7 protein-coding genes are annotated in these 11711 nt (G+C 39.0%); all 7 read left to right on the forward strand.

Going from position 1 to position 11711, the window contains the following annotated elements; translation table 11 throughout:
- Positions 1-73 precede the first annotated feature (73 nt).
- The 7 genes from HMPREF9009_RS15040 (at position 74) to HMPREF9009_RS15070 (ending at position 11711) form a co-directional block, all read left to right on the forward strand.
- On the forward strand, positions 74-1984 hold the full coding sequence (locus HMPREF9009_RS15040; protein WP_157462239.1) for an Mfa1 family fimbria major subunit: 1911 nt from the start codon (positions 74-76) through the stop codon (positions 1982-1984).
- 220 nt (positions 1985-2204) lie between these two features.
- Positions 2205-3242: a FimB/Mfa2 family fimbrial subunit gene (locus HMPREF9009_RS15045; RefSeq protein WP_008022772.1), complete on the forward strand. Its 1038-nt coding sequence runs from the start codon at positions 2205-2207 to the stop codon at positions 3240-3242.
- Between the two features lie 12 nt (positions 3243-3254).
- Positions 3255-4457 (forward strand): hypothetical protein, encoded by a 1203-nt coding sequence (locus HMPREF9009_RS15050; RefSeq protein WP_151921881.1) that lies wholly within the window; start codon positions 3255-3257, stop codon positions 4455-4457.
- 20 nt (positions 4458-4477) lie between these two features.
- Positions 4478-7867, forward strand: coding sequence for a hypothetical protein (locus HMPREF9009_RS15055; RefSeq protein ID WP_032811777.1), 3390 nt, complete (start codon positions 4478-4480; stop codon positions 7865-7867).
- 117 nt (positions 7868-7984) lie between these two features.
- Positions 7985-8575, forward strand: a complete 591-nt coding sequence (locus HMPREF9009_RS15060) for a UpxY family transcription antiterminator (protein WP_049702589.1) — start codon at positions 7985-7987, stop codon at positions 8573-8575.
- Positions 8576-8901: 326 nt separating this feature from the next.
- The gene (locus HMPREF9009_RS15065) at positions 8902-10830 is read left to right on the forward strand and encodes a polysaccharide biosynthesis protein (protein WP_004312726.1); all 1929 of its coding nucleotides are present in this window, start codon (positions 8902-8904) and stop codon (positions 10828-10830) included.
- Positions 10831-10877: 47 nt separating this feature from the next.
- Positions 10878-11711, forward strand: a complete 834-nt coding sequence (locus HMPREF9009_RS15070) for a polysaccharide biosynthesis/export family protein (protein WP_004303599.1) — start codon at positions 10878-10880, stop codon at positions 11709-11711.

An 11711-nucleotide genomic window follows, 5' to 3' on the forward strand; every position in this document is an offset into this window, starting at 1 on the left:
GATAGGATTGGCCGGCAGAACTAAAACTAAGATATTAGGAGATAATTTTATTATAACTATTAATTATTTAATTATGAAAATGAAAAAGTTTATTTGGGGAATTTGTGCATGTATGGCATTATGTGCATGTTCTGATGAAGGTAAAGATGTGACGGATGTCGATAATGGTAATACCGTTATTTTTCCGAATGGCGAAGCGTATATAAACGTGAGAATTTCGGAAGCGGGTGCTTTGACGAGAGCTACAACTAAAGATGATTCAACAGGTTTTGAATTTGCTGATGAAAACACGAAAGAAGGCAAAGTGGAGAATGCCAAATTCTATTTTTATGATGCAACGGGTGCTTTTGTGTTGAAAAATGATGTATGGGATGGCGGAAATATTCATGCTCCAAATCCGGATAACATTGAATTTGATGGTAAGACAGTTGTTGTTTTGCGTGGTCTTACAGAAACAAATTTTCCGAACTATATGCTTACTGTATTAAATGCACCTGCTAATTTTGAGGCAGGAGCTACGTTAGAAGAAGCACAGAAAAATTTGATGGCGTTGAACAATGGTGTAGAAGGCGTTTATAAAAATGGTGAAAACTTTGTCATGAGTACGACAAGTTACGTCAGAGAAGATGGTACTCCATATTATTGTGTAACAACTTTGTCCCCAGAAAATTTTGCAAAATCTACAGAACAGTTGAAGGACGCTCAAATTGTAAAAGTATACGTAGAACGTTTGGCTGCAAAAGTTGCTTTGAGAACAACGCTTACAGAAGCTTCTTCATATATGAAGGGGGACGACAAAGTGTCTCTTTATAAGTTGAATGTTTCTATCGCAGGTGAAGAAAATGATGAGGGAAAAGTTGTATTCCCAGGTGTAGGTGAGGATGCAACTGATGATGAAATTAAAGCTGGTGCAACAGATATTTATGTGGAATTTGTAGGATGGGGACTGAATGCTACAGCAAAAGATTCTTATTTGCTGAAAGGTATTAAGACAGCATGGCAGAATACAAATCCTGCAGATAAAAACACTTACGTAGGGTTCGAGTGGGATGCAAACAGCTATTTTCGTAGTTATTGGGGTACTTCATTTGCTTATGGTCATGAGATTTCTGCAAATTCTGCTGCAGATGTTGCTACTGAAGAAAAAGATAAAGATGGTAATACCGTATTCCATAATTCAGATAACTCAACTTATTTGAATTTCATCTCTGCAGAAAACTGTAATGGGGTAATTAATAAGGATGTTGCTTATTGTGCTGAAAATACAAATACGGCTGATTATGCTGTATCTCGGGCAGCTCGTACAAGTGTAATTTTGGTAGCTCGTATTTGTGACAAGGACGGTAACGATTTGGAAGATGATTTAGTTCGTTTTAATGGACTCCTTTATTTGAAAAAATCATATCTCAATTATGTGCTTAATACACAAAAGATTAATTTGTACTATAAAGTTGCTGGTGTAGATGAGGATGCTACTGATGATAAAAAATACAAGCAAATCAATAATACTTATGTAGAATTGGTCAACATGGGCGATGGTAAAGTAAAAGTTGCGCTTACTAAGGACACAGAGGATGCTATTACAACTCTTTATAAAAAGGTCGAAAGTGCAATGGTACCTGCTGAAACTACTGATATTGATATTGTAAATACTGCTTTGTCATTTAAAAACTTTGAAAGCCAATCTCCTGCAATTGGTTATAAAGGTGGTTTGATGTACTATAACATTCCTATCGAACACTTGAATAACGAAACTGAAACAATAGAAGGAGCAAAAGTGAAAACATTCGAAGCTAACTATGGTGTTGTTCGTAACCACTACTATCAACTTACAGTAAACAAGTTGGAAAACTTGGGCAAGGGCGTTTATGATCCGGATGAAGTAATTGTTCCGAACGAAGATGATGAAAAAGAGAACTATTACGTAGGTGCTACAATCAATATTCTTTCTTGGAAAGTTGTCAGCCAGAATGTAGGTTTATAATTTTCCCATCCCGTATAATGTGATAAGTATTTCGGGAGAGGAAAGTGTTAAAAAACTGCTCTCCCGGAATCTATAAAAAGTACTTCCGTTCCGGTACAAAGAGAGGACGGCTTTGGAAAGAATGACAGTCATATCTTTCCCCCTAATAATGAAAATTCACTACGAATGTATGTTCGTAGACAATATATATAACGAGAGAAATAATCGGCGTATATAAACGATGAATACATTAGTTTATATGAAAGAAATAAATAAAACAATAACAAAGTTACCGGTGCTTTTGCTGCTGTCTGTTCTTTGGGTGATAGCGGCTTGCGATGGAATTTACGAAGATGAAGGAGATTGCTCTGTTCATTACTTTGTGAAGTTCCGTTATGACATGAACATGAAGTTTGCAGATGCTTTCGCCCATGAGGTAACTTCGGTTACACTCTATGTTCTTGATGAGCAGAATAATGTAGTGTGGCAAGGTTCCGAGCAGGGGGATGCTCTTGCAAAAGAAGGCTATGTAATGGAAGTAGACGTAGCTCCGGGTAATTATAGTTTGTTAGCGTGGTGTGGGCTGGCAGGAGGCAATTCGTTCGTTGTGCCTGTTTCATCGCAGAAAGAAGACTTGAAATGCATCTTGCAACGTAAACATACTGCCGATGATGTTGCATACGTTGATGAAGATTTAAACAGACTGTACCATGGCTATGTAGAGAACCAGGCTTTCAGTGAGGTGGAAGGTTCTTACACATTTGTGGTGCCGCTCATGAAGAATACCAACAATGTGCGTGTCGTGTTACAGCATCTTTCCGGTGAGCCGGTGGATAAGGATAAATTTACGTTTTCCATTACCGATGAAAACGGATATATGGATTGGAACAACGCATTACTCCCCGACGAATCTGTGACTTACTATGCTTGGCATACGGATTCGGGAACGGCAGGGATTGAAGATGAGGACGTAAATAGTCGCACTATTTCTTCTTACAGTGCGGCTATTGCCGAGCTCACTATGGCGCGTCTGGTAAAAGGGAAAAATACCCGTCTGCGAGTGATGAATGATGAAGGAGAAACGGTATTCTCCATCCCATTGATAGATTATGCCTTGTTGGTGAAAGGAGAATACAATCGTCCAATGGACGATCAAGAATACCTTGACCGGCAAGATGAATACAACATGGTTTTCTTCCTCGATGAGGATGATCGTTGGGTGGATTCTCATATTTATATAAATTCTTGGAAGGTTGTCCTTCAGAAGACCGGGCTTTAAAAAATGTATATGATGAGAAAAGGTAAAAGCATATTGTTACTTTCTTGCTTGTTCTTCTCTTTCTGTATCTTGTTTTTCTCGTGCAGTTCGGAGAGAGAATACCTTTCAACTGATTGGCAGGAAGAAGAAGGGGAGGCTATGCAGGTCAGTTTTCATATTGCGTTTGATGAGCTTTCTGATGCCCGGGCTGTGACAAGAGTCGACCGGGATGGGTATGACAGCGGAATGGAAACTGATTTTGAAAACTACATTGATTTTGAGAATCAGAATTTCAGTATCCTTTTCTTTGATAAAGATAATAAATATATTTCTACGCTTCAGTTGGAGGGTATTATGCTTGTGGGCAATGCCGGCTATCGGTCGAAGTATTATGATGTAGTGGGTAGCATTAGAAATCCACTTCCTTCTATATTCAAGGTAGTAATGCTTGCCAACTGGAGGGAGTATCCCAAAAACAATGAAATGGTTGTGGGTCAAACTACCATCAAAGATATTTGCACAAGTCCGGGTAGCCAATATTCGTATGTTACTCCTTCTTTGTTTCATCTTTCTGAAGACTGTCTCATCCCTATGTATGGCGTGAAACTTTTCGAGAATGTGAAATTCTACTCTAATAATTGTACCTATTTAGGTACGCTCCACATGCTTCGTGCGATGTCAAAAGTAGAAGTTAACTATATCGCTTCCGAAACGTCCGACGATATTTCCGATTATACTTTAGAGTCTGTTACGCTACATCGTTACAACAGTCGGGGATATTGTGCTCCGGATAATGTATTTATGGAAAGCGATTATATAAAAGGTGATTATGATAAGGATTATGTAGACGATTTGCATTTGCCGAACGGAAAGAATGACAGTGATGATAAAAATATACAGTTCGAGGAACTGTCGAAAGGGAGTCGTTTTGTGATTTATATTCCCGAATATCAAAATCTCCTCAACGGCAATAAAGCTACGGATGCAGCCGAGATTCACTTGAAGTTTGCCGAGAGTGATAAAATACATATTATTGATTTTAAGTATTACGACAATGCCCCCAAAGATGTGGCGTTAGGTACTCCTTTCGACATCCATCGCAATTATTATTATAAATTCAATGTGACGAAAACATACATTGATAAAATAGATGTTTCTGTACAGGTAGTACCGTATGCGGAGGTCGAACTTGAACCCGATTTTGGTCTAAAGCCAGAATCTAATTCTAACAATTAAACCTGAAAATGATGTGTCGTATGAGAAAGACAATAGCTTTATTTTATTTTGCTTTGCTTATGCTGCAATTCGTGTTGACGACGAGTTGTCGGGACGATTATTTCATGGCAGAAGAAATAGGCAAAGGAAATGCTGCCATTTCTGTATCTTTATATTTTAATCAGGAGAATGCAGTATTAGGTAAGACCCGTGTCGGAGAAGTGCAAGAAGAGACGGGTGGTGAAGATGGAGACGCTATTCAGAATATCAATTCGCTTTGTATGCTATTTTATAATGAAGCAGGTGAATTAGTTCATAATTATGTAGTTCGTAATAATGATGAAACTCCCGATCCGGATGTTACTAATTGGAATTGTAAATTGGAAGACAATCGTATTGATGAGGATAAAAATGAAGATGGTAGTCAGTTTGAGGACGATAAGACGGGTTCGGCCACTTTTAAACTTCGTTCGATAAAGCGCGGACGGTACTATATTTATGCTGTAGCTAATATGGATGATCTAGGAGATTATTCTGATGCGATAAAGACTCGTGCAGGGCTGAAAGCGATTTCTCTTACATGGGAGGATGAGATAGCCAAGAACAGTGAAATGTTTGGTATATTCAGCCTTAAACCGGATCGTAATGCGGGCGATGACCAACCTGTCACTATCAATTCTCCTGTCGTGCAACTCCATAGTTGGTTACGTCGTGCAGCTTCTAAAGTGACGGTTGCGTTCGACGGTACTGATCTTTATGAAAATGTGCAGATATATATTGAAAATATTGTGATAAAGGATATACCTAAAACCTGTTCATTAGGCAATCCGAATACACCCGGACAGGCTGATGCGGACAAAGTGTATCCGTTAAGTGATTATATGGATCCGGGAATCGAATGGGATGATAGGATGCGGGGACGTTCTGAACGTTATTCGGTTTCGAACGGACTGCGTGAAGAAGGTAAATCTATCATTATTCAAGAACTCCCTGATGTAGATTTCCAAACGCTTACTCCGGAGAATTATAAACATGTGTGTAAAACAAAGCATCCTTACTTGGGTATTGGAGAAGATGGTGGCGATTCCAATATTATAACCAATCGTCATGCCCATACAGCAAAGTCTTTGTTTTTCTATGAGAATATGCAGGGGAAAGGGAAGTTGAAATATCAGTCGAACGATGGTGGTCATTCGATATGGAAGCCGAATCCGGATGAAAATACGCCAGGTACCGGTTGGAAAGATGAAAAGCCTTATGGTACCTATGTGGAGGTGAATGGTTATTATCGTTGTATAGCTTCGAATGAACATCTGGGTGCAGGACCGATCAAGTTTCGCTTTATGCTTGGAAAAGATATAAAAACGGATTATAATGCCGAACGGAATACCCATTATAAACTGACTCTTAAATTCAAGGGCTACGGCAATGATGCCGACTGGCATATCGAATATAAAGAGCCGCCCGGCATATATGTAACAACTCCGCAATATATATCATACCTTTATAATAAAGACATGAATGCTACGGTAAAAGTGGTTGGAGAGATGAAAAAAGGGTATAAGCTTGTGGCAAAAATCTTAGCAAAGAATACCAAAAGTTATGGTATTGCAGGCCGTCCTTCCGGTGAAGATGATGAAGTGGATCCGGAATTTACAGGTTGGAAGCCATGGGGAAATGGAACAACTGCATTTCCTTGGGTTACTAACGATTTTTATTATACGGGTGAAATTTATAATGATGGTCCTTGGAACAGTTTTTTATCTTTGCGAAAAACTTCAGTTGTAAAGGTTGAAAAACCTGAATGGGCGAATAAAGCATCGTGGGAAATTGATGCTGTTGATGCGTCGTATTACAACTATCAATATTATAAGGGAATGATTGATGGAAAAGATAGGGGGAAAAGAGAATATGTGTGGAGTGAGAACGGTAGTGGAGGTGATGATATTGATGGCAAATATACAATAGTAAGTAAAGGAAGTGAACATATTTTTACTATTCCATTATATACTCGTGCTAAGGAACTTGTTACAAAAACAGGTTTTACAGGTAATAATCCGTATGTAGCATATCCTCGTAAAGAGAAGATAAAGTTTACAATAGAGGATGACAACGGAAATCAAGTGGGAGAGCCGGTTTATCTTGATATGATACAGGTACGTCGCGTAGAAAATCCGAAGGGAGTATGGCGTAGTGCAGGCAGGAAGGATGATTTCCATGTGACACTTATGCGCCTACCAAAAGACGATGCAGCATCTTATGTTACTTTCAAATCAGAAGGGGCATGGAGAGCGGAAATAATGGAGGGGGGAGATGACTTTATATCATTGGAAGCAACTTCTGAAGGGAGCGGAGGGATTGTGAATAGTAGTTCGAAAAGAATAGAAGGTGCAAGTGAACATTTGGTAGATTTTAAAATAAAGTTTAACGGGACTATAAAAGATACTGAAGTTCGTTGTGCCATTGTACGTGTACGTTATCACAATTATACTTGCGAACATTCTATATTTGTACGTCAAGGATATGCACCTATTACTTTGGATGGAAATGCGGAGAGTGAAACGAATCCGGCATGGACTTCTTTTAATGTTTATCGTTTTGCCGATAATGATGTTCCTGTCTACACAAATTCTCCTTTGGAAGAAGGGTCGTTATTTCGTCGTGGCAACTATACAGCAATTCTCGCTTCCAATAATGAACGGGCTGGGTTTAGGTTTGGTGAAGGCCCGGATGGAAATTTCACAGTATTAGAGAAAGGAAAAACGGCAGAGTCAGAGTTGTCATGGGGAGGGCTTCAGCCGTCATTGACGAACAACAAGCTTGTCTCAGGATGGAGTATTGCAGGAAATAATGAGCGTATTGCTAAAATTGAGGATTTTTATACTTTGGAATCCACCTTGATTCATAGTAATATTAATAAAGGATATGGTGTGCTTTATGGGGATGGTGCTACAGAAACGCAATCATCCGTAGAAATAGCTTGGGGATATGATCATGGGGAAGACCCTGAATCTTCCAAGAAGGGTATGCGTGGATGTTTTGTATATAATATAAATAATGGACGGAATATATTTTTCCCGGTTGGTAAATCAGGTTATGGAAGGCGGATAGGAAGTCCGGATACTAAAAGTAATCCGAATGATAAAGCCGGAAGGCTACGTTATGCAGGACGTTCTGATTATTATACAAAGAATGACAGTCCTGGAAATATAAAATATTTGCCGTTATTTTATGATTTGTTTAAGCGTCCTGGTGCTATTTATCATTGTCGTAACAGATTGCTTAAGAATGAAATAAAAAATGTAAAGGAATCAAGTGCTTTTGATATAAACTATTTTACTATGGGGTTTGAAGGTTTTTTGAATGGTGCTGCAGATGCGGATGATGGTAGTAATTGTGACGCTTGCTTCATTCGAACTGTAAAGTATTGAGATTTGTGAGTAAAAAGAGAGCATTTTTCTTGTTTATTATTTATAATTTTGTCTATCTTTGCCACCGAATTCAATCCGTTACCTAGGAAGTAACGGAAAAATGAGGGGTAAAAATACATGATCATTAAGAAAAATGACGATCGAGATCTTCTGCCAACAGATGTGATTGGCAGAGGCGTAGCACGCTCAAAACGTTGGTTAGTAGCCATTGTGCGTATCTGTCACGAGAAAAAAACGAGCGAGCGGCTTACGAAAATGGGGATCGAAAATTTCCTTCCAATTCAACAAGAAGTCCATCAATGGAGCGACCGTCGTAAAGTTGTCGACCGGGTACTACTTCCGATGATGATCTTCGTTCACGTTGATCTGCAAGAGCAAAAAGAAGTCTTGACTTTATCTGCTATCAGCCGTTACATGGTATTACGTGGGGAGAGTACTCCGGCTGTCATTCCTGACCAACAAATGTTGCGATTTAAGTTTATGCTTGATTACTCGGACGAGACGATCAGCATGAGTACATCGCCATTAGCTCCGGGGGAAAAAATACGGGTAATCAAGGGACCATTGGCAGGATTGGAAGGGGAATTAGTACATGTGAATGGGAAATCGAAAGTTGCTGTTCGATTGACAATGTTAGGGTGTGCATGTGTAGATATACCGGCTGGGTGTGTAGAGCCGGTATCTGAAAATGGGGATTTACGTGATTGAGTAATCAATCTATTTTATAGGGGTATGGGGATTTTACTGCAAAAATGTAATGAAAGTCTGTAAAATAGCAGGCAGTCTATCTGACATCGGTAACCAAACAGTGGATATATTTATCGATGACCTCTCTCAAAAATAAAAATCCATAAAGTATTATGAATTATATCTTTACAAAAGATATAGTGTAGAAATGTATGTACGTATCGAAAGATGAAGGGATTCTTTGTTGGGCTACACCAACATGGAAATCGTAGTCATAGTCCTTGTACTGATCATAATCAATCAGATAAATCAAATTTCGAAATATTATTTTATTCATTTATACTATAATGGAAAAAACATTGAAGGACATAGTGCAATATGTCCGCAAAAATTATTTCAGTTATTGGGTTATTTTAGGTATTGACACGGCAATTTCTGTATTATGTTCGTTGGTCGCTTATGCGGTAATTCATTATATGGCGCATGTTCCAATGACCGACTGGATGCTCTGTAAATTTGCTTGCGTTTCTTTGGTGGCAAGTGTTGCGGGCTCTTTATTATTCCATACTTATCGTAATACAATTCGTTTCTCACAGGCACGTGAACTTTGGCGTATCATGTGTGCCGTTTTATTTAAAATAGCCTGTTTGGTCATTATTTCTTTTGGAGTTATATATGAGACCCAATTGCCATATAATTATAAAATATCCTATCTTCTATTTGATGGTTTATTGACTTTAGTGATCTTGACGACCTTTCGTGTATCATTGATAATCGTCTATGATTTTTTATTGGATTGGGTGAATAAAAAGAACACACGTATTCTTATTTATGGTACTAATGAAGAGAGTGTAGCCTTGAAGTTACGTCTTAGGGATAGTGCACATTATAAAGTAACCGGTTTTTATGTATATGGTAAAAATAACAGCCGACGCCGATTGGCAGATCTTCCCGTTTATTACTTTGAAAATGAATCGGATGTTGATTATATCATGCGGAAGCGCGGAATTAAGGGGATTCTGTTTGCCCGTTATGAAGATACCCGCCTGGAAGAAAAACGCCTTCTGGAATATTGTAAAAACAATGAACTTAAGACATTGATAGCTCCTACTATCAGTGAGGCGGATTCTGATGGAAACTTTCATCAGTGGGTACGTCCTATTAAGATTGAGGATTTGTTGGGTCGTGCCGAAATTAATATCAACCTTCGTCAGGTTGCAGAAGAATTCAGGGGAAAAGTGGTGTTGGTGACTGGTGCGGCAGGCAGTATTGGTAGTGAACTTTGCCGTCAATTAGTGCAGATGGGAATTCAGAAACTTATCATGTTCGACTCTGCAGAAACACCTTTGCATAATGTCCGTCTTGAGTTTGAGAAAAAATATCCTACTATAGATTTTGTTCCGGTGATTGGTGATGTGCGTGTGAAGGAACGTGTTCGTATGGTATTCGAATCGTATCATCCTCAAATTGTTTTTCACGCTGCTGCTTATAAACATGTGCCTTTGATGGAGGAAAATCCTTGTGAGGCTGTACTTGTCAATGTGACCGGTTCTCGTCAGGTGGCTGATATGGCTGTGGAATATGGTGCTGAAAAGATGATTATGGTGTCTACGGATAAAGCTGTAAATCCTACTAATGTAATGGGCTGTTCCAAGCGTTTAGCTGAAATCTATGTTCAAAGTCTGGGATGTGCTATCCGTGAAGGAAAAGTGAAAGGTCATACCAAATTCATCACTACCCGTTTTGGTAATGTGTTGGGTAGTAACGGTTCTGTCATTCCTCGTTTTAAAGAACAGATAGAGAATGGTGGTCCTGTCACTGTTACTCATCCTGATATCATCCGTTTCTTTATGACCATTCCCGAAGCTTGCCGTCTGGTAATGGAGGCTGCTACCATGGGTGAGGGTAATGAGATCTTTGTCTTTGAGATGGGAAAAGCTGTGAAGATTGTTGATCTGGCGACTCGTATGATCGAATTGGCTGGTTATCGTCCGGGTGAAGACATAAAGATCGAATTTACGGGATTACGTCCGGGTGAAAAATTGTATGAAGAGGTGTTGAGCGATAAAGAAAATACGATCCCAACAGAGAATAAGAAAATCATGATCGCCAAAGTTCGTCGGTATGAATATGCTGATATTTTTGATACTTATGCAGAGTTTGAAAGGTTGTCGCGTGCGGTAAAGATCATGGATACCGTGCGGTTGATGAAGAAAATAGTTCCGGAGTTCAAATCAAAAAATTCTCCGCGATTTGAAGTACTGGATAAAGAATAAATAGGGAATAATCAACAAAAGATTCTATAAATAAATTATCATTTAATATGAATAAATCATTGCGCACGCATTTGAATGTACGAAGCTTGTATGGAAGTTTGTTTTCCTGTCTGATAGCGGTATTTCTGTTTGCTTCCTGCCAGTCCTATAAGAAAGTACCTTATTTGCAGGATGCGGGAGTTGTAAAGGACACCAATCAACAGGAAAATTTATATGATGCCAAGATAATGCCTAAAGACTTACTTACTATCGTAGTCTCATGTACTAGTCCGGAACTTGCAGTTCCGTTCAACTTGACGGTGGCAACTCCTGCTAATGCGGCTACTGCCAGCACCCAATTGACTACCCAGCCTGTCTTACAACCTTATCTGGTAGATAATGAAGGCAAGATCAATTTTCCTGTTCTGGGTGAATTGAAAGTGGGTGGATTGACGAAAAGAGAAGCTGAACAACTGATAATAGACAAACTGAAACCTTACATAAAGGAGACTCCGATAGTTACTGTCCGTATGGTAAACTATAAAATTTCTGTATTAGGTGAGGTTGCCCGTCCGGGTACATTTACTATCAACAATGAGAAAGTCAACTTGTTGGAAGCTCTTGCCATGGCCGGTGACATGACGGTCTGGGGAGTTCGTGACAATGTGAAACTGATTCGTGAGGGTGCTGATGGCAAACAGGAAATTGTGACATTGGATTTAAACAAGGCGGAAACAATTCTTTCTCCTTATTATTGGTTACAGCAGAATGATATAGTCTATGTGACTCCTAATAAAGCAAAAGCTCGTAACTCTGATATAGGTAACAGTACCAGCTTGTGGTTCTCCGCTACTTCTATTTTGGTATCATTGGCAAGTTTATTAGTAACAATCTTCAAATAG

It is taken from the genome of Bacteroides sp. 3_1_13, assembly GCF_001185845.1.
In the GTDB taxonomy this organism is placed as follows: Bacteria; Bacteroidota; Bacteroidia; order Bacteroidales; family Bacteroidaceae; genus Bacteroides; species Bacteroides xylanisolvens.

Bases quoted from the DNA above. Each gene is read 5' to 3' on its own strand.
- HMPREF9009_RS15040 (WP_157462239.1), top strand. From the start codon at position 74: ATGAAAATGAAAAAGTTTATTTGGGGAATTTGTGCATGTATGGCATTA.
- HMPREF9009_RS15045 (WP_008022772.1), top strand. From the start codon at position 2,205: ATGAATACATTAGTTTATATGAAAGAAATAAATAAAACAATAACAAAG.
- HMPREF9009_RS15050 (WP_151921881.1), top strand. From the start codon at position 3,255: ATGAGAAAAGGTAAAAGCATATTGTTACTTTCTTGCTTGTTCTTCTCT.
- HMPREF9009_RS15055 (WP_032811777.1), top strand. From the start codon at position 4,478: ATGAGAAAGACAATAGCTTTATTTTATTTTGCTTTGCTTATGCTGCAA.
- HMPREF9009_RS15060 (WP_049702589.1), top strand. From the start codon at position 7,985: ATGATCATTAAGAAAAATGACGATCGAGATCTTCTGCCAACAGATGTG.
- HMPREF9009_RS15065 (WP_004312726.1), top strand. From the start codon at position 8,902: ATGGAAAAAACATTGAAGGACATAGTGCAATATGTCCGCAAAAATTAT.
- HMPREF9009_RS15070 (WP_004303599.1), top strand. From the start codon at position 10,878: ATGAATAAATCATTGCGCACGCATTTGAATGTACGAAGCTTGTATGGA.